The organism is Flagellimonas rhodophyticola, assembly GCF_049332665.1.
Lineage (GTDB): Bacteria > Bacteroidota > Bacteroidia > Flavobacteriales > Flavobacteriaceae > Flagellimonas.
Genome location: NZ_CP186326.1, coordinates 2519736 through 2539523, shown reverse-complemented (window position 1 = coordinate 2539523; position 19788 = coordinate 2519736). Strand labels below are relative to the sequence as shown.

The 19788-nt window shown below is 37.8% G+C and carries 20 protein-coding genes; 6 read left to right on the top strand and 14 right to left on the bottom strand.

Annotated features, from left to right (window positions below):
• Positions 1-38 precede the first annotated feature (38 nt).
• Together ACOKFG_RS11375 and cysM are read left to right on the top strand one after the other, a co-directional pair.
• Positions 39-830 carry a serine acetyltransferase gene (locus tag ACOKFG_RS11375; RefSeq protein WP_298789631.1) on the top strand — a complete coding sequence of 264 codons (792 nt, stop codon included), beginning with the start codon at positions 39-41 and terminating at the stop codon, positions 828-830.
• A complete protein-coding gene (gene cysM / locus ACOKFG_RS11370) occupies positions 823-1707 on the top strand; it encodes a cysteine synthase CysM (protein ID WP_299485240.1) in 885 nt (294 codons plus the stop codon). The genes ACOKFG_RS11375 and cysM overlap by 8 nt, the downstream gene beginning before the upstream one ends.
• On the opposite strand, the gene ACOKFG_RS11365 is transcribed toward cysM, so the two are convergent.
• A complete protein-coding gene (locus tag ACOKFG_RS11365; RefSeq protein WP_299485238.1) occupies positions 1708-2505 on the bottom strand; it encodes an alpha/beta fold hydrolase in 798 nt (265 codons plus the stop codon).
• Positions 2492-3454, bottom strand: coding sequence for an alpha/beta fold hydrolase (locus ACOKFG_RS11360; RefSeq protein WP_313819520.1), 963 nt, complete (start codon positions 3452-3454; stop codon positions 2492-2494). The genes ACOKFG_RS11365 and ACOKFG_RS11360 overlap by 14 nt, the downstream gene beginning before the upstream one ends.
• A 46-nt stretch (positions 3455-3500) precedes the next feature.
• On the opposite strand from ACOKFG_RS11360, the gene ACOKFG_RS11355 reads away from it, so the two are divergent.
• Complete coding sequence (locus ACOKFG_RS11355) at positions 3501-4718, top strand: DUF418 domain-containing protein (protein ID WP_422861278.1); 1218 nt, start codon at positions 3501-3503, stop codon at positions 4716-4718.
• Between the two features lie 125 nt (positions 4719-4843).
• Positions 4844-5326, top strand: a complete 483-nt coding sequence (locus ACOKFG_RS11350; RefSeq protein WP_422861277.1) for a hypothetical protein — start codon at positions 4844-4846, stop codon at positions 5324-5326.
• A 6-nt stretch (positions 5327-5332) separates the two neighbouring features.
• On the opposite strand, the gene ACOKFG_RS11345 is transcribed toward ACOKFG_RS11350, so the two are convergent.
• The 3 genes from ACOKFG_RS11345 to ACOKFG_RS11335 all read right to left on the bottom strand — a co-directional run bounded on the left by ACOKFG_RS11345 (position 5333) and on the right by ACOKFG_RS11335 (position 10567).
• Positions 5333-6802, bottom strand: coding sequence for a magnesium chelatase (locus ACOKFG_RS11345; RefSeq protein WP_422861276.1), 1470 nt, complete (start codon positions 6800-6802; stop codon positions 5333-5335).
• Between the two features lie 9 nt (positions 6803-6811).
• On the bottom strand, positions 6812-7966 hold the full coding sequence (locus tag ACOKFG_RS11340; protein ID WP_298789619.1) for a VWA domain-containing protein: 1155 nt from the start codon (positions 7964-7966) through the stop codon (positions 6812-6814).
• A 165-nt stretch (positions 7967-8131) separates the two neighbouring features.
• Positions 8132-10567 (bottom strand): TonB-dependent receptor domain-containing protein, encoded by a 2436-nt coding sequence (locus tag ACOKFG_RS11335; RefSeq protein ID WP_422861275.1) that lies wholly within the window; start codon positions 10565-10567, stop codon positions 8132-8134.
• A 240-nt stretch (positions 10568-10807) separates the two neighbouring features.
• On the opposite strand from ACOKFG_RS11335, the gene ACOKFG_RS11330 reads away from it, so the two are divergent.
• Entirely contained in the window at positions 10808-11932 is a 1125-nt protein-coding gene (locus tag ACOKFG_RS11330) for a histidine kinase (protein WP_298789615.1), read from the top strand.
• A gap of 2 nt (positions 11933-11934) precedes the next feature.
• Positions 11935-12642 (top strand): LytR/AlgR family response regulator transcription factor, encoded by a 708-nt coding sequence (locus ACOKFG_RS11325; protein WP_298789613.1) that lies wholly within the window; start codon positions 11935-11937, stop codon positions 12640-12642.
• A 27-nt stretch (positions 12643-12669) separates the two neighbouring features.
• On the opposite strand, the gene hisIE is transcribed toward ACOKFG_RS11325, so the two are convergent.
• The 9 genes from hisIE to hisD are packed head-to-tail and all read right to left on the bottom strand — an operon-like array spanning position 12670 to position 19783.
• Positions 12670-13266: a bifunctional phosphoribosyl-AMP cyclohydrolase/phosphoribosyl-ATP diphosphatase HisIE gene (gene hisIE, locus ACOKFG_RS11320; RefSeq protein ID WP_422861274.1), complete on the bottom strand. Its 597-nt coding sequence runs from the start codon at positions 13264-13266 to the stop codon at positions 12670-12672.
• Positions 13267-13268: 2 nt separating this feature from the next.
• A complete protein-coding gene (gene hisF / locus ACOKFG_RS11315; protein ID WP_422861273.1) occupies positions 13269-14024 on the bottom strand; it encodes an imidazole glycerol phosphate synthase subunit HisF in 756 nt (251 codons plus the stop codon).
• Positions 14025-14537, bottom strand: coding sequence for a DinB family protein (locus ACOKFG_RS11310; protein WP_422861272.1), 513 nt, complete (start codon positions 14535-14537; stop codon positions 14025-14027). It lies immediately after the preceding gene.
• Complete coding sequence (locus ACOKFG_RS11305) at positions 14530-15309, bottom strand: HisA/HisF-related TIM barrel protein (protein ID WP_422861271.1); 780 nt, start codon at positions 15307-15309, stop codon at positions 14530-14532. Before ACOKFG_RS11305 ends, ACOKFG_RS11310 begins: the two co-directional genes overlap by 8 nt.
• Positions 15310-15313: 4 nt before the next feature.
• Positions 15314-15736 (bottom strand): GNAT family N-acetyltransferase, encoded by a 423-nt coding sequence (locus ACOKFG_RS11300; RefSeq protein ID WP_422861270.1) that lies wholly within the window; start codon positions 15734-15736, stop codon positions 15314-15316.
• Complete coding sequence (gene hisH / locus ACOKFG_RS11295; RefSeq protein ID WP_422861269.1) at positions 15736-16317, bottom strand: imidazole glycerol phosphate synthase subunit HisH; 582 nt, start codon at positions 16315-16317, stop codon at positions 15736-15738. The genes ACOKFG_RS11300 and hisH overlap by 1 nt, the downstream gene beginning before the upstream one ends.
• On the bottom strand, positions 16318-17454 hold the full coding sequence (gene hisB, locus ACOKFG_RS11290; protein WP_422861268.1) for a bifunctional histidinol-phosphatase/imidazoleglycerol-phosphate dehydratase HisB: 1137 nt from the start codon (positions 17452-17454) through the stop codon (positions 16318-16320).
• The gene (hisC, locus tag ACOKFG_RS11285) at positions 17454-18503 is read right to left on the bottom strand and encodes a histidinol-phosphate transaminase (RefSeq protein WP_422861267.1); all 1050 of its coding nucleotides are present in this window, start codon (positions 18501-18503) and stop codon (positions 17454-17456) included. The genes hisB and hisC overlap by 1 nt, the downstream gene beginning before the upstream one ends.
• Positions 18500-19783 carry a histidinol dehydrogenase gene (hisD, locus tag ACOKFG_RS11280; protein ID WP_422861266.1) on the bottom strand — a complete coding sequence of 428 codons (1284 nt, stop codon included), beginning with the start codon at positions 19781-19783 and terminating at the stop codon, positions 18500-18502. Before hisD ends, hisC begins: the two co-directional genes overlap by 4 nt.
• Positions 19784-19788: the final 5 nt, after the last annotated feature.

Below are 19788 nucleotides of genomic sequence, written 5' to 3'. Positions count from 1 at the left end.
TGATAACGATTTGGCTATTTTTAAACTTTATTTTCAATATGGATAAGGAAAAAATCATCGCAGAATTGAATAGGCACAAGAAACAACCCTATTTAGACTATAGATTAAAACAAGAAACCGAAGAGTTTACCAATACGCTTTTTTACACTCTATTTGACGTGAACACTCCGGTGGCAGAAAACCTAGATGTTCTTGAAGAAAAGTTTAATCGTTTGGTAGATTTAGCATGTTGGGAACTCAAGAGACCCTGCAGTAAAGTTTGGGAAAATTATGTGGCAAAACTTCCTGAAATATTGGAAAAATTGAATCTTGATGCTGAAGCTATTTTAAGTTGTGACCCTGCATCCCTTTCAATTCAAGAAATATATATGGCATATCCCGGCTTTTATGCTATTGCCATATACCGACTGGCCCATGAATTGTACGTAAATGGATTTCCATTGGTTCCACGATTGATGACGGAATACGCCCACCGACAAACTGGAGTTGATATCAACCCTGGGGCGCAAATAGGAAATTCATTTTTTATTGACCATGCCACAGGTGTTGTGATTGGAGAAACGGCCGTAATTCATGACAACGTAAAAATTTATCAAGGGGTGACTTTAGGAGCTCTTTACGTTGCAAAGAGCTTACAGCGAACTAAGAGGCACCCTACAATAATGTCTAATGTTACTATATATGCCAATGCTACCATTTTAGGAGGAGAAACTGTAATTGGGGAAAATTCCATAATAGGCGGAAATGCTTGGTTGACAGCTTCCGTTCCTGCAAATACTACAGTTTTTCACACTCCAGAAATCAAAATAAAAACCCCTTCGAATGTCTAAAAGTATTCTAGACCTAATTGGGAATACACCCTTAGTAGAATCTCGTGTTTTGAACACCAATCCAAATGTGAAATTATACTTCAAGTTAGAAGGTCATAACCCCGGCGGGAGTGTAAAAGACAGGCCTGCTTACAATATGATAAAAAGCGGACTAGACCGAGGAGATTTTAACTCCAAATCCAAATTAATCGAAGCTACCAGTGGTAATACTGGTATTGCTCTCGCTATGATTGCGGGGGTATATGGATTGGATATTGAACTCGTGATGCCTGAAAACTCAACTAAAGAGCGTGTCCAGACAATGAGAGCATACGGTGCCAAGGTTACACTTACTTCTTCGGATGTTGGAATAGAAGGGGCTCGTGATTACGCTGAAGCCAAAGTTAAAAATGAGGGTTATCAAATGCTGAACCAGTTTGCTAACAACGATAATTGGCAAGCACATTATAAGACTACTGGTCCAGAAATATGGAATGATACACAAGGCCAAATCACCCACTTTGTTTCCAGCATGGGAACCACAGGGACTATTATGGGAACTTCTACCTTTTTGAAGGAGCAAAACCGTAATGTTCAAATTGTGGGCGTACAACCCACAGATAATTCTCGAATTCCTGGCATTCGAAAATGGCCGGAAGAATACTTGCCAAAAATTTTCAATCCTAAAAAGGTGGATACTATTATGGAGGTCAGTCAACTTGACGCCGAAGAGATGGCAAAACGACTTGCTATGGAAGAGGGCATTTTTGCCGGGGTCAGCAGTGGTGGTGCGGCTACTGTAGCACTAAGGTTAGCCAATTCCCTGGAAAATGGAACAATAGTTTCCATTGTTTGTGATAGAGGGGATAGATATTTATCCTCAGACCTTTTTCTCTAATTATTCCAATTCTTTCTGAATTGCCCTTTGATAGAATTCAAAATTGACTAAATCATTATGTTCTCCATTTTCAATGGTATATAATTTTTTATCCTCATTTGGAATGGATTCAAAAAGCTTTTTTCCGGATTCATACGGCACTACACTATCCGATGTTCCGTGAAAGATTCGAATAGGCGACCTTACATTTTGGATATATTCATAAGAAGTGAATTTATACTTTAAAATATGTCTCACCGGTAAGAAAGAAAAACGCTCCTTAGCTACATCCAATAAACTATAAAAGGGAGTTTCCAAAATGAGCTTTTGGGGTCTATTGTTCGAAGCTACTTTGGTTGCAATGCTCGCACCTAGGGAGCGCCCAAAAACTATAATCTGCTCTTCATCAAATTGCATTTTTGCATGATTATAAAACAATTGCGCATCGCTGTGGAGAGCATCTTCGCTGAGTTTGCCTGTGCTTTTGCCATAGTTTCGATAGTCCATGACCAATACTTCATAACCTAAATCTGTGAAAGGTTCAACAATCTTTCCCCATCGTGAAAGGTCTCCTGCATTTCCATGAAAATATAGAATAATACCTTTTGGATTCTCAGCATGAAACTGCAGTGCATTTAACCTCGCTCCATCTGGAGTATCGAGAAAAAATTCATCGAAATCACTAGTAAAGGAATAGTTGTAATCCTGAGGAAGTGTGGTAGGTAAAAAAATAAGCTTTTCCTGAAGAAAATAAACCATGGCTAATAATACTATACTAAGGGTTAAACCAAATAAAACAACGCGTTTAAGCTTTTGCATTGGCTCGCTTTGAGGTATGGATTACATTGATGCTAGAGCCGTCTAAATCAAACTTTTTGGGACGCGAGTGAATGATTTCTGATAACATTTTATGATAAGATTCAAAGTTGTTCAAATCCTTATGCCCCCCTCCTATCACTGTATAGAGTTTAGTGAGTTCTGGCTTTATTTTGGATAATTTTACGCTGGTTTTATACGGGATTAACTTGTCATCTGTTCCATGGACAATATGGATAGGACAGTTTACATATTTGAGCCATTTATAGGTGGGCATTGGAAATTTTATCAATAGTGACAAAGGCATAAATGGGATAAACTTTTTGGCGACTTTACTCAAACTATAGTATGGAGCATCCAAAATCAGCATCCTTGGGTTGTTCATGGATGCGAGCTTTGTTGCAAAACCAGAACCTAAAGAACGTCCGTATAATATGATATACTTTTCAGAAACATTGTCCTTTATTTTATTGTAGATGACCTGCATATCACGTTTAACAGCTTTTTGAGTTCTTCGCCCCGTGCTCTTGCCGAACCCCCTATAATCGACCATAATTACATCATATCCATGTCGAGTAAAGTCCACTGCGAACTTCCCCCACCCCTTTATACTTTTTGAATTGCCTTTTAAATAGAAAACAACACCTTTTGGGGATTGGGCTTTAAATCTTATTCCATTGATAACAGCGCCATCACGTGTTTCTACATTGTATTCTTCAATTTCCTGATTGGCATAATCGAACTCGAAGTCCTTGGGTAGTTTTTCAGGTTTAAAAAGAAAATAGTCTTGAAATAGGTATAGCAAGACACTCAGGAACACATATACCCCAATTATAATCAAAAGAGCCAAGAGCCAATCTTGCATGTCAAAAGGTTTCACCCAAAATACGAAAAAATACAGATAAGGCTTGAATACGTTTGATTTATAACTTGATGAAGTAATGTGTAACATTTTTAAGTATATTGATGTCATACCAATATCATCAATCAAACATCTCATGGAAACCAAGGAAATTACTTCGTCTACCAAGCGAATTGAAATTGTAGATGCCCTTAGAGGCTTTTCTTTAGCCGGTATCGTAATTGTACATATGGTGGAAAACTATATTGCCGGCCCACCACCCTCAGCCATTGCCGAAGTAGCAAATCAGGGTATTGCAGATTCGATTGTGGATGGATTTATCCTTTTTTTACTAAGAGGTAAATTCTTTGCACTTTTCTCTTTCCTTTTTGGACTCAGTTTTTTTATTCAAATGAATAATGCCGCCAGAAAGAACCAGTACTTTGGGGGTCGATTTCTGTGGAGGTTAATCTTATTGTTGGCCATAGGGTATTTGCACAGTCTTTTTTATGCCGGGGATATCTTGACAATCTATGCCATGCTTGGGATTTTGCTCATTCCTTTTTATAAAATTGGAACCAAATGGATTGTCGCACTTGCAGCGTTCCTGTTTCTAGGTCCAGGAAGATATGTTTTTTTTATGTTGAACGGAGGGGACCCTATCTTCGGACTTATGGACTATACGCCAGACAGCCCATCACTTATGGAATATTACAACACCCTAAAGACTGGTTCGCTGCTTGACGTTTTTAGTACAAACGGATATGCAAGCCATTTGAACAAGTTTGACTTTCAATTTGGGGTTTTTGGAAGAGGGTATTTAACCTTTGGATTCTTCCTCTTAGGTATGATTATTGGGCGGATAGGTTTTTTTAAAACCTATGAGGACAACAAGAAGTTTGTAAAGCGTACTTTGATTTGGTCCATTGTTCTATACTTTGTCTCTATTGGACTTATGGCCGTGACTTTTGGAAGTCTTGGAGAAAATGTGACTTTTGATAATTGGGTTGCAATGTTTGGTCTTTCTGCCTACGATTTGAATAATGTGGCAATGACATTCATCCTTATATGTTTGTTTGTTATTCTTTACAAACGAATAAAACCAAAAAAGTGGCTGTCCACATTCATACCCTATGGCAGAATGGCACTTACCAATTATTTTCTTCAGAGTGCTATCGGGACTTTTATTCTTTTCGGATGGGGTCTTGGCTATTTAGGAGAGTTAAGAAATATCTACACTTTTGCCATTGCCATTGTCATTATTGTTTTTCAAGTGCTCTTCAGTAAATGGTGGTTAAAACGATACCAATATGGCCCTCTGGAATGGATTTGGAGAAGTGCAACCTTTCTCAAAAGGTTTCCTATGAAGAAATAAGGAGCTTAAATTATTGGAGATATTATCCAGTTAACTAGTATTGTTTTCTTCTTATCGAAATATTTTAATCACGGAAGCTGTAATCCTTTTCTTTACGCCAGAATTAACATCCAAATCTTATAACAATGGGCGTACTTCTTAAAATATTCAATTGGAAGACAGTCAATTTAATTACTTTTTTTACACTTTTAGTGTTGATTGTCCTCAGCTTTTATGGTATCTACACAAATAGGTTTTACTTTTTAAAGCCTGATAACTATATCATTCCGTTTTTGGGCGGAATCCATTTTATCTATCTATATGTAATCTGGTTTAAAATAAAGGAAAATGAGCTTCCAGACCCAAAAATGCGCAACCTGGAGTATGTCGTTTACGCAATTTTGATTGTATACCTTTTCAAGATTTACGATAGTGCCATGGTTATGAACTCGTACACACAATTCCAAGAGTATGTATTGCCTTCCGCTTTTCGAATCATAAGCATTATTTCCTTAGTTCTTTATTCTTTGCTGCCTTTCCTGACCTTGCTTACTATTTGGTACAGAAAAAAAATGGTTGGAGCTTATAATTTTGAGAACTACAATAACAACCTCAATGTGTGGCAATAAATCAATCTAAAGGTCTCTGATATAACTTCCGTATAAATCTTTAAACTGGATTCCTTTTACAAAGCGATGCTTACTCAACTTTTTGTGGGCGACCAATCCCCAGAGTAAAAGTTCTTTCACAAAATAAGAATCTTCCTTGGAAATTTCCGGTTGATGCTCCTGCATTAACTGATTTAAAGGAATTATGGCATCTAATTTGGCCTTATATTCTTTATCGGAATCTTCATCTAGTAATTCAAAACCTTCTCCATCAAAAAACCAATGGATTAAATCATCATATTCGGTGTCCGCATCTTTTCGTTGTAGTTTATCAATCCTGGGGAAGTAATTGGCAAACAATGATTTGATAGCTTCTTCAATTAAATTTTCCGCCACGGAGCCCGCTCCTTCTTGTTCTCCTTCGTAAACAAGTTCAATTTTACCGGTTATGGATGGGATAACCCCCAGAAAATCAATCAAGCGAACTGTTGTTTTTTTATCTCCAGACATGATGATGCGCCGCTCTGCCGTGCTCAACAGATTTTCAAATGCTGTTATGCTCATTCTAGCACTCACACCACTTTTGGCATCAACATATTCGCTGTTTCTGGCTTCAAAACTGATTTGTTCCAAAACATCCATAGCAATTTCGGGTACATGGACGGCATCGGACTGCCTTCTGTCAAGTAACGCTTCCTGCTTGGTAATTCTCTTAGCGGTTTGGATATCATCGGGATAATGCGTCAAAATCTGAGAGCCAATCCGGTCTTTTAATGGAGTTACAATACTACCTCTATTGGTATAATCTTCAGGATTTGCGGTAAAAACAAACTGAAGGTCCAACGGAAGTCTTAGTTTAAATCCTCTAATCTGTATGTCTCCTTCTTGCAATATGTTAAATAATGCTACTTGAATTCTTGCTTGAAGGTCAGGGAGTTCATTTATTACAAAAATACAGCGATTCGCACGTGGAATCATTCCGTAATGAATTACTCTGTCATCTGCATATGAAAGCTTAAGGTTCGCAGCCTTAATAGGATCCACATCTCCTATTAAATCAGCTACGGTTACATCGGGTGTGGCGAGCTTCTCATAGAATCGTTCATTTCTATGTATCCAACTGATGGGAGTTTCATCACCTTTTTCTTTAATAAGTTCGCTGGCATATCGAGAAATGGGTTGAAATGGATCATCATGCACTTCGGAACCTGCAACAATGGGAATCCATTCATCCAATAGTTCAACCATTAATCTGGCCAATCGTGTTTTTGCCTGTCCACGTAGTCCTAGAAGGTTTATATTATGTCTGGAAAGTATTGCTCTTTCCAATTCTGGAATTACTGAGTTTTCATAACCCCAAACTCCTGGGAATGTCTCTTCTTTGTTAGAAAGTTTTTCTAACAGGTTCTCCCTAAGTTCGTCCTTAATGCTTTTACTAGTGTAAGCTGCGGCCTTCAATTGCCCCAGCGTATTTATTTTAGAATGGTTCAATTTCATTATATAATACTATCCTTTGATACGTTTTCTTCTATTTTGTTCGTAATCTTCAAAAATCATTTCGCCTAAACCTTTTAAACCGGTGTAGAAGGCTTTTCCCCTATTTGCTTGGGTAAATTCCCGAACAAACTGCATAAGATAAGGGTCTTGGGCAATCATAAAAGTGGTTATTGGAATATGCAGTTTTCTAGCTTGCTGAGCCATGCCGTAACATTTCTCAACGATATAGTCATCCAGCCCTACGCTATTTTTATAATAATCACCATTTGGTAATCGCAGACATGAAGGTTTACCATCAGTAATCATGAAAATTTGCTTATTGGTATTCCGCTTTCTGCGAAGCATATCCATGGCAAGCTGCAAACCTGCAACTGTATTGGTGTGATAAGGGCCTACTTTTAAATAGGGTAAATCTTTTATTGGGATAGGCCATGCATCATTACCAAAGACCAGAATATCCAAGGTGTCTTTTGGATAGCGAGTGGTAATGAGTTCAGCCAGCGCCATGGCTACTTTTTTGGCTGGGGTTATACGGTCTTCACCATAAAGAATCATACTATGGCTAATGTCAATCATCAAAACCGTACTCATTTGGGCCTTATACTGCGTATCCTCAACTACGAGGTCTTCTTCGCTCAATGAAAAATTTCCAATACCGTGATTGATTTGGGCGTTTTTAAGACTCTCTGTCATTGAGATATGCTCAAGTGCATCTCCAAATCGGTATTCTCGAAACTCCCCTGTATGTTCATCGCCTCTTCCCGACTTGCCTGTTTTGTGATTCCCGGCGCCACTACGCTTTAGTTTACCAAAAATTTGATCCAAAGCACGTTGACGCAACATGCGTTCCAGTTTTGCCGTAATGGAAAGGTTACCTCCACCATCGCCATCTTCACCCTCATCACCTTGCTGTCCGTCGGTATCAAATTCTTCCCGTATGAATCCTTTTGCCTTTAAATCTTCGATAAAATCATCGATGGTATAGTCATCATCGGTAAGCTCGTATTCTTTGTCCAATTCCCTTAGCCAATCCAATGCTTCCTCTACATCACCAGAAGTATGGGTGATGAGTTCCTGGAAAATCTCAAAGAGTTTTTCGAATGGGGTTTGTTCGGGTGCTTCGTATGTGGTAAAACGGAACCCTTTTCTTCTATCCATAGCCATTATATAAAATTAAGGTATTCTATATTCACACAATGACTTTTAGAAAAAAGTTAACGTGTACTAATGTTTTGGCTCCAGTATTTTGTTCAGGACTTTTGTTTTTGACCCATTTTGAATAGTGAAATCATAAGTTAGCTTGTAAAGTTTAGCAGATGAATTTGTAGCCTAAAGTCTAGATTTTTCAGCGTCTGCCCCTGAACGGCTGTTGGTTTCTTTTATTTTTTTATTTCCGAAGGGATAGGCATAACTAACTCTAAATATCCGAGAGAAACCAGATTCAGGACTGAATGTGCCATCAAAGACATCTCCAAATGCTTCTCGGGTTAAACTCCCATATTTGAAATTAATATCCAAACTCTCAAATATGTCCGTTACCGCAAATTGTAAACTACTACCGTTTTTGAATTCTTTTTTTAAACCAGCATTAAGAATACCAAAGCCTTCATTTCTAGTACTGCCGTTAAAATGTCTTGACGTATACCACCCTGATAATTCCAATGAAAAATTTGCCGGCAATCGCATGTTTTGGCTTCCATTAAAATTGAAGTGCACATAATCATGCTTTAGACGTTCATCCGTATGCAACAGCTGAAACTCTCTAATACCCAAAGTGCCATTGAAGTTGATGTTCCACCAATGGGCAATGCGAATCGGAATGTTGGTTTGTATATCAATGTTTCTTTGGTATTCCAAATTAACCGGAGCTATTACAGCAACATTACTTTGCGAGTTTCGAGTTATTTGAAAACGTGCGATGGGGTTCTGTTCATTGGAAACCAATAAAGAGATGCTAAAAGATCTGTTATTATAGGTTAGGTTAATATTATCGGTTATGGCAGGAAGTAATTGTGGATTTCCGCTAAATACCGATGTTGGTCCGTTATAAACTAAATAGGATGCCAAATCAGAATAATTTGGTCGTGTAATGCGCTTGTTATAGGCGAAATTTAGCGCTGTGGTATCGGAGAAAGAGTGGGTTAGAAAGAACGATGGAAAAAGTTTACCAAAACTACGGTCCAACGAGCTATCATCAAAAGACTGGTCCCAATACTCATATCGCAAACCTAGTTGTGCTTTCAATTTTTCATTGAAGCTATGGTCGGCAAGCACATATGTTGCAGCTATTTTTTCATCATTCTGGATATTGCTTATAAATCTATCATCCAAAATAAAACTATCGCCCTGTAATATTTCTATGCGGGCGTTATTGGTGGTTTTGGATAGTGAGCCCTTTACGCCAGTCTCGATAGATGAATTCTCGTCAATGATATGTTTATAATCAAATTTTAGAACGCCGACATTGATATCCGTCTCATTAAATCCGCGATTTCCATTATTGTAAATTTCACTTTCAGGTTGAAAGGAATCTCCATTTTCGTCAAAATAAGTACTGCGTACTTCATTGGGCGTTTGGCTATTGTAATTGATATAATCACCGGTTATGGTAAAACTATTTTGCTCACCAGTCTTTTCGAAATATGCGGAGGTGGTCAAGTTTTTTAAGTTTCCATCTCCATTCAAGTGTATTTGGGCCTCCAAAAAAGGGTCCGAGACAAAATCATACAATCCCACATTTTGAGTCATAACTAAAGGGCTTGACTGGTTAAACAATAAGTTGGTGCCAAACACGGATTCTTCAGAGAAACGGTATTCATAACCTAAATTGACATTATGATTCCTATTTATCTGCTGTGTTCTACTAGTAAAATCAATATTCGTATTTCCTCCCAAAACCGGAATTTCAGATACTCCTACCCCTCTAAATCCACTAAAAGTATCATCATATGAGAAAGTATAAGAACCAAATATTGTGGAACGACTACCTCCATAATTAAGGGAAAGCCCTGTTGTTTGCTTTAGACCTTCGCCATAACCAGTGCTTATATTAAGATTCCCACGAATACCTAAGGTTTGATTTTTGCTCATTACAATATTGATAATCCCGGCATTGCCATCCACATCATATCGAGCTGAAGGATTGGTCAAGAGTTCGATTCTTTCAATATTGTCGGCGCTCATGCCATTGAGCATACTTATTAAATCTGCCATGGGTATGCGTTGGGCTTTTCCATTAATCATGATTAGAACACCACTTTTTCCATTCAATGAAAAGATATTATTGTTTTGGTCCAAGATTACGCCAGGAGAGCGCTCTAACAGTTGTAGGGCCGTACTACCTTGTGTCATCACACTCGCCTGAACGTTGATGATACTACCCTCCTGGGTGCGTTGAATTAGTTTACGTTGCCCTCGTATTTCGACTCCTTCTAAAGTTGTCACTTCCTCCTGTAAGGTTACCGTTTGAAAATCCTTTTTAATATTGGTTGCAGAAATAGTGAATCGTTCAGAATTCCAAGTTTTAAAGGATAAAAGGTCAACTCGCAGTATATATGTACCTGGATTTGTATAGTCGATTGTGAAGAAACCATCTTCATTGGTAATGACACCGGTTTGTAAATTGTATTCAGGGTGGCTGTAAACCATAACATTGGCAAAAGGAATTGGATTGCCGTCAACATCCACCACAGTACCCGACAATTGTGCAAGTAACAATTGTCCGGAACCCAGAAAACTGATTAAAATAAGAATAGATTGTTTCATATGCATGATTTTGGATGCAAGTAGCAGGAATCAAAATCACTTTGAAAAAGAGAATGATATGTGGGGTGATATACTTTACCAAGAGATTCGACATCACATTTTAGGTTCAATGAGATTAAAAAACACAGTAAAATACCTTTCATCAACTATTGACTGCATGATATCAAGTTGTAACATGCTGAATTTGATGGTGAAGACATACCGTAGTATCTTGTATTCTGAAAACGTTTTTAAAGAATTATGCCTGTAAACACTTTAGCTACATTTACTGCATTTTTAGAGCGCTATAAAATCCACCATATTCTGTTCTGGGCGATTTATCACTTTGCATGGTGGTCGCTGTTTTCTGGTAGTATTTCTGGAGTCTTTGAATCTATAACTGAACCTTATGGAGTCGTCAAATATTTGGGCTATGTGGTGTATCAGGCTTTAGGGGTATACTTTTGTCTCTATGTGCTAATTCCCAAGTTTCTGCAAAAAGGGAAACATCTTATATTCTTTCTTTCAACCATTGGTGTGATTATCCTTATGGCAACTGTAATCACGGCTAACTATTATCTGGCTGGATTTGTCGCCAACACATCGGTATATGAATTATATAATATTTATCCCGAGACTCCCATCACTATTTTTAAGCATAACGCATTGCCTTCCTGTGTTGGGGCGACAACATTGGGTTTAAGCATAAAACTGACCAAAATTTGGATTGCCTCTCAAAAGCGACAACAAGACTTGGAAAAAGAAAAACTGGAAACTGAGTTGAAATTTTTGAAATCACAATTCAACCCACACTTTTTATTCAACACCATCAATTCTATTTTTGTTCTAATACATAAAGATCAAGACAGGGCTTCGGCATCACTCGCAAAATTCTCTGAACTACTGCGATATCAACTTTATCAATGCAATGAACCGGAAATTGCATTAACCCAGGAAATCAGTTATCTGAAAAATTATATTGAATTGGAATCCTTGAGACAAGATCTTTCCTATTTGGACCTTAAAGTTTCTATTGACAATTCCAATACTTCGAGATACAGTATCTCACCTTTTTTATTGATGCCCTTTGTTGAAAATGCATTTAAACACGTATCGCATCATGAGGACTCCAGAAACTGGATAACCATCGATTTAAAAACAACTAATGACATTCTATACCTTTCAGTAGCGAATAGTAAGCCAGAACTCATAGTGGCCTCTATCTCGGAGTCCTCGGGCATAGGTCTAGCGAATGTCAAACGCAGATTGGAACTTGTATATCCTAGCTCCCATAAACTTGAAGTGTTTAAGTCCAATATAGAATATTCCATTACTTTGGAGATAGCCTTGAAAACGCAATTAACTGAAAATTCTAAAATCGCCTGATCATGACTATGAATTGTGTTGTTGTTGATGACGAACCTTTAGCACGAGAGTGCATTATTGACTACATAGCAAAAACAGAGTTTTTGAGTTTCGTTGGTGAGGCTACAAATCCATCACAACTTCTAAAATTATCTGATGGGAAAAGTATTGATTTGATTTTTATGGATATCCAGATGCCCATAATGACGGGAATCGAATATTTAAAGAATACTACCCAGCGGCCATTGGTTATACTAACAACCGCCTATCCCAACTATGCATTGGAGGGATACGAACTGGATGTACTGGACTATCTAGTTAAGCCGATTACATTCGTTAGGTTCCACAAATCCGTTTTAAAGGCCAAAGACTATCTTCGGTTAAAAACTCAGGGAACCGCAGGCTCTCTTCAGGATGACACCGAGCCATTTTTCTTTGTAAAATGTGATAGCATTTACCAAAAAATCAAGATTTCAGAAATAGAATATATTCAGGCGCTGCAAAACTATGTTGTTATTCATACCTTGGAAAGTAAGTTTATGACGCTTATGCCGTTAAAGCGAATTTGGGATTTGTTGCCTAATTCAGGATTCATTCAAGTGCATAAATCCTACGTTGTCTCCATTACCAAAATACAAGCACTAGAAAAGGTAAGAGTAAAATTGACCCAAGCAAGTATCCCTCTTAGTCGAAACTTTAAAGAATCTGTATACCAATATGTTATGAGCTAACTATTATATGACTACTTTCTTCAATAATCAATGTCTGGACTCCAATACCTTTACAATATCCTCAAGACGATACCCTTTAGCTTGCAATAAAATTAGATAATGAAATAGTAAATCCGCGCTCTCGTTCAAAAAAAGGTCGTCATTGTTATCCTTAGCCTCTATTACCGTTTCAACGGCCTCTTCCCCTACCTTTTGTGCTATTTTATTTATTCCTTTCTTGAATAGGGATGCTACGTAACTATCAGGATTTTCCACATCTTCTTTTCGAGATGTAATTATATCCTCTAACGTAGAAAGAAACCCATAATCTTGAACATTTTCCTCTGACCAACACGTATCTGTTCCTGTATGACAGGTTGGGCCTTCAGGATTTACTGTAATAAGCAAGGCATCATTGTCACAATCATTTTTAATAGTGACCAAGTGTAAGAAGTTCCCACTTTCTTCACCTTTCGTCCAAAGGCGATTTTTACTTCGGCTAAAAAAGGTGACTTTCTTGGTCTTTTGGGTTACGTCCAAGGCTTCTTGATTCATATATCCCAACATTAAAACATTTTTAGTCGTGGCATCTTGAATTATTGCCGGCACCAATCCGTCAGTATTTTTAGTAAAGTCTATTTTCATTGCTATAGTCTAATAGGGATTCCCTCTTTCTTTAGTTCTTCTTTTAAATCTTTTATTTCGATTTCCTTAAAATGAAAAATACTAGCGGCCAAAGCAGCATCGGCTTTTCCAATAGTAAAAGTATCTGTAAAATGTGAAATTGCTCCTGCACCACCTGAAGCTATAACAGGAATGTTTACAAGGGAGGACAATTTTGCCAACGCTTCGTTCGCAAATCCGCCCTTTGTGCCATCATGATCCATAGAAGTGAAAAGAATTTCTCCCGCTCCTCGTTCCTCAACTTCTTTGGCCCATTCAAAAAGATCTATTTCCGTTGGAACTTTGCCCCCCACTAGATGTACTTTCCAGCTTCCATCTATTTGTTTTGCGTCAATGGCAACAACAATACATTGGGATCCAAATTTAGCGACCAGTTCATCAATCAATTCTGGTCGTTTTACAGCCGAAGAGTTAATAGAGACTTTGTCCGCTCCGTTGTGCAACAAAATATCCACATCTTCAACAGATGAGATTCCACCACCAACCGTGAATGGAATGTTTACTTTCTCTGCTACATGATACACTAAGTTTGCCAAAGTCTTTCTTCTTTCCTCTGTAGCGGAAATGTCCAAAAAGACCAACTCATCAGCTCCTTCTCTTGCATAGATTTCAGCCAATTCTACAGGGTCACCAGCATCTCTTAAATCAACAAAGTTGATTCCTTTAACGGTTCTTCCATTTTTGATGTCCAAACAAGGTATAATCCGTTTTGTCAACATTTAGTTCTCGTTTTTTGTATTGAGATTAATACCATCATAAAATCCTAAATCGGTATTGTTCAATAATTTGGTCCAAAGTGCAATTTGTCCTGTATGGTAGGATAAATGTTCAACAATGTGAACAATATTACCTATACCTGAAAATTCAAATCCCTGTACGTACCTTTTCTTTAAGAGTTCTTCTATGGGAGCCTCTGAAATGGATTTTTTTGCTTTGCTAATGGTAGCGACCAATTTGTTCAACAACTCATTTTTTGAATACCCTGACAGGATGGAAAATTCTTCATCCCGATTTCGGTTATCCTCCAGACCATTTAAAGAAGCAATTCCATATTGGGTAATGTTACCGCATAGATGCAGGATTAGGTTTCCAATGCTATTTGTTACTTCATTTGGTTTTTGCCAAATCACATTTTCAGGAAGTCTGTCCAAACAGGTTTTAATCATCCTCAGACTCTCGTCCATGCGGTAGCATGCGTTTTCGATAAATTCTTTTCGTATTTGACTATCCATTTTCCAGAATATAATTTTCCAATTGTTTTAGGCTAATTCTATTTTCATAAATGGCCTTGCCAATAATGGTTCCCTCACAACCAATTTCGGCTAGTTTGGGTAATTCCTCAAAGCGTGAAATACCTCCACTGGCAATCAGCGATATTCCAATAACTTTTCTGTCTTCAACACCACTTCCGGTTACGAGAGTTTCTACCTTTTTTGTTTTCATCAATATCCGTTTGTACAGTTCAAATGAGGGTCCTTCGAGCATTCCATCTTTACTGATATCCGTACAAATCACATATTTGACTCCTTTGCTTTGATAGGATTTTATAAACGGCAGCAAATCCTGATTGGATTCTTCTTGCCAGCCTGAAACAGCTACTTTTTCATCTTTAGCGTCTGCTCCAAGAATTATTTTATCGGTCCCATAGGTTTTCAACCACCCCAGAAAAGTATCCTTATCCTTTACGGCAATGCTTCCCCCTGTTATTTGACTAGCTCCACTTTCAAAGGCAACATGAAGATCTTCATTGGTTTTTAATCCGCCGCCAAAATCAATCTTAAGATTGGTTTTGGTTGCAATATCCTCCAATACCTTATGGTTTACAATATGTTTTGATTTTGCACCGTCTAAATCCACTAAGTGCAAGTATTCAATTCCATGCGCTTCAAATTCTTTGGCAATTTCCAAAGGGTTTTCATTGTACACTTTTTTTGTACTGTAATCTCCCTTGGAAAGTCTTACACATTTACCTTCAATAATATCTATTGCTGGGATTATTCGCATACCTCTAGTTGTATTTTGCTCTATCTTTTGCCATCCACATACTGGAATCTCCTATTCTATTAAAACCATACGGTTCATACAGGCCATGGGCGTCTTTGGTTTTTAATGCAATGGTTTGGACATTTTTAATAATCGGATGATTCAGAATGTATTCTATCAACATTTTACCAAGCCCCTTGCCTTTATGTGCATCAAAAATAAGCACATCCATTATGTAGGCAAGAACGAATTTGTCTGTTAGTACCCGTGCAAAACCTACTTGCTCATTGGTCTTGGAATAGACCCCAAAACATATTGAATTTTCTATTGTAGACTTTGTCATTTCCATAGTCCTATAATCTCCCCAGTACGAGTTTTTAACTTCCTGGTGTATCCTGCTAATATTTAGTTTACTCTTTTCTGTTGATATATAAAATTCAGCATTCATTACAGCTCTAAAAAATTTCGTAAAATACGTTCACCAATAACACTACTTTTTTCTGGATGGAATTGGGTTCCATAGAAATTATCTTTTTGCAATGCGGCACTATAAGACAAAGCGTATTCCGATTCTGCAATAGTTTCATCACCAAGAGGCGCATAATAACTATGCACCAAATAGATATGTGATTTCTCTGGGACGGCAGTAAACAAATCCGATTTCAAACTACTAATTTCATTCCATCCAATTTGTGGAACCTTTACAGATTTCGGAAACTTCACCACATCCAAATCAAATATTCCAAGTCCTTTCGTATTGCCTTCCTCAGAAAAATTGCACATCAATTGCATTCCCAAGCAAATCCCTAAAACGGGTTGTTTTAATTGCGGTACAATTTCGTCCAAACCGCTCAATCTTAATTTTGACATTGCAGAACTAGCCTCCCCTACTCCTGGAAATATCACTTTGTCTGCATTTTGGATTTCTTCCACAGTATCATTTAAAATTGCTTCGTATCCTAACCGTTGTATCGCAAACTTGATACTTTGAATATTTCCAGCACCATAGTTGATAATAACTATTTTCATCTATAAAACCCCCTTTGTGGATGGTAGAACCATCTTTTCAACATCTCGTTTTACTGCCATTTTAATTGACTTTGCAAATGCCTTGAAAATGGCTTCAATTTTATGATGCTCGTTTGTGCCCTCCGCCTTGATGTTCAAATTTGCTTTGGCTCCATCCGAAAATGATTTGAAAAAGTGCATAAACATTTCAGCGGGCATATCCCCGACTTTTTCACGTTTAAAATCCGCATCCCAAACCAACCAATTGCGCCCACCAAAATCGATGGCAACTTGTGCCAAGCAATCATCCATGGGTAAACAGAAACCGTAGCGTTCTATTCCTAATTTATTTCCCAAAACTTTGGAAAACAACTCTCCCAAGGCTATGGCTGTATCCTCAATGGTATGGTGCTCATCTACTTCTAAATCACCATCAACTTTTATGTCCAAATCCATTTGTCCATGCCTGGCGAGCTGATCCAGCATATGGTCGAAGAATGAAAGACCAGTGTCTATGTCGCTTTTTCCGGTCCCATCAAGATTAAGTTTGATTTTGATGTCAGTTTCATTGGTTTTCCGTGAGATTTCTGAGACCCTGGATTCCAATTTCAAAAATTCATAAATTTTTTCCCAATCATTGTTTTCCAACGCAATGAAATCATCCAATTCACTCCGTTTCACTGTAATCTCATTAGTACCCAGATTCGTTTTATCATTGATGAAAATACCCTTTGCCCCCAGGTTTTTTGCAAGTTCCATGTCGGTTAACCGATCTCCAAGGACAAATGAATTTTTTAAGTCATATTCCTCTGTAAAATATTCAGTCAATAAACCAGTACCCGGCTTGCGAGTATCTGCATTGTCTTTTGGGAAAGTGCGATCAATCAAAACTTTATCAAATACAACACCCTCATTTTCGAAGGATTTTAAAATGAAATTATGTACGGGCCAAAAGGTTTCCTCGGGAAAAACATCTGTACCCAACCCATCCTGATTGGTAATCATGACCAGTTCATAATCGAGTTCCTTTGCAATCTTCCCCAAAAAGGTAAATACCTTGGGATAAAAAATCATTTTATCAAACGCATCTATCTGTTCATCAACAGTTTCTTTGATGATAGTTCCATCCCTATCTATGAAAAGTACTTTTTTGCCCATTAGTTCAGTTCCTTTAAAATAGCAATCAGTTTTTTATTTTCGTCTGGAGTACCAACCGTAAACCGTAATGTATTTTCACATAAAGGCTGATTACTCCTATTTCGAACAACTACATTGGCATCAAGCAGTTGTTGGTATCGCTTACTGGCATCATCTACTTTTACCAATACAAAGTTTGCATCTGAAGAATAGACTTTTTCAATAAAAGTCACCTCCTTTAGTGCATTGACCAAGGCTTTACGTTCTTTCAAAATTTGTTCAACCTCTTCTTGCACCAATGTATCATCCAACACTCTCTTTAGTGCCTGGTATTGTGTTAGTTGATTAACATTATATGGTGGTTTAATCTTGTTGAGTATGGTAATTATTTCTGCAGATGCATAACATATCCCCAATCGAATCCCTGCCATTCCATACGCTTTGGACATGGTTTGGGTTATGATTAGATTTGGATAACTGTCTAAAGTAGAAATCCAACTCTCATTTTCAGAGAAATCTACGTAAGCTTCATCTATTACAACCAGGCCATTAAAATTTTCCAGTAGTTCTTCTATGTTTTTCTTTTGAAAGGTATTCCCTGTTGGATTGTTGGGTGAACAGATGAAAATAATTTTGGAATTTTCGCCAACCTTTTCCAAAATCTGTGGTACATCTGGTTCAAAATCCGAGGTCAACAAAACTTCCCGGTTCTCAACCGCATTGATTCCGGCCAATACCTTATACATACCATAGGTAGGTGGTAAGGTGATGATGTTATCTTGATTTGGCTCGCAAAAAGCCCTAAAAATCAAATCTAAAACTTCATCACTACCATTTCCCAACAGAATGTTTTGTTCGGGAACTTGTTTCTGTTCTGATAAAAGTGTCTTTAAACTGCGCTGTTGTGGGTCAGGATAGCGATTTAGGCCATTTTCAAAAGGGTTCTCATTGGCATCCAAAAAAATCATTTTAGACCCATCCGAAACGTACTCATCCCTTGCCGATGAATACGGCTTTAAACCTTTTACGGTTTCCCTGACCAATTTATCTATGTTGAAAACAGATGTCATTTTAAACTTTTTAATCGAATAGTAACGGCATTTTTGTGTGCGTCCAACCCTTCAGCCTCTGCCATTAGCTCAATTGCATTCCCAATACCCAATATTCCTTCCTTACTTATTTTTTGAAATGTTATGCTCTTCATAAAACTATCAAGATTTACACCGCTATACTGCTTTGCATAACCATTTGTTGGTAACGTATGATTGGTTCCCGAAGCATAGTCCCCCGCACTTTCAGGGGTATAATTTCCAATAAAAACCGAGCCTGCATTAATTGTATTTTCAATGTAAAAATCTTCATTCTCCACACATACTATATAGTGTTCTGGGCCATATTCATTAATCAAGTCAACTGCTTCCAGGTCGGTATTAACCAAAATGAGTTTGCTGTTTTCAATTGCTTTTTCAGCAATGGCTCTTCGTGGAAGTGCTTTTATTTGATTTTCAACCTCTAAAGCCACACTATCCAATAGTTTTTCTGAAGTGGAAACCAATATAACTTGACTATCAGTTCCGTGTTCTGCCTGACTCAATAAGTCTGAAGCTACAAACGACGGCTCAGCTGAATCATCAGCAACTACCAACAACTCGCTTGGTCCGGCTGGCATATCGATGGCAACACCATATTTTGTAGCCAATTGTTTTGCAACTGTTACATACTGATTTCCTGGCCCAAAAATCTTATAGACTTTAGGAATGGTCTTCGTACCAAAGGTCATTCCCGCTATGGCCTGAATCCCCCCTACTTTGAAGATTTGGGTCACACCACAAAGATTGGCGGTGTATAAAATTGTTGGATTGATTTTTCCAAACTCATCTGGAGGTGTACAAAGCACGATTTCCTTGCAACCTGCAATCCTAGCTGGAACGGCCAACATTAAAATTGTTGAAAACAAGGGTGCTGTACCTCCCGGAATATATAATCCAATTTTCTGAATGGCTCTTTTTTCCTGCCAACAGGAAACCCCTGGCATAGTTTCCAAGTTAACCCTGTCCGTTTTTTGCGCAGCGTGAAATTTTTCAATATTATTCTTCGCTAGAGCAATAGCTTGCTTCAATTCTTCCGGAACTTGATCTGAAGCTTTTTCAATTTCTTCCTTGGTGACTAAAAAAGAATCCAAGCTAACTTTATCAAACCTTTTCGTGTATTCCCTAACAGCAGAATCCCCCAGAGTTTTTATCTCTTCAAAAATCTCAGTAACCGTTCCCTCAATATCAGAAACGGTTTGGGTGGGTCGTTTTAATAACGACTCCCAATTTTCTTTATTTGGATATTTAATTTTCTGCATAGCTT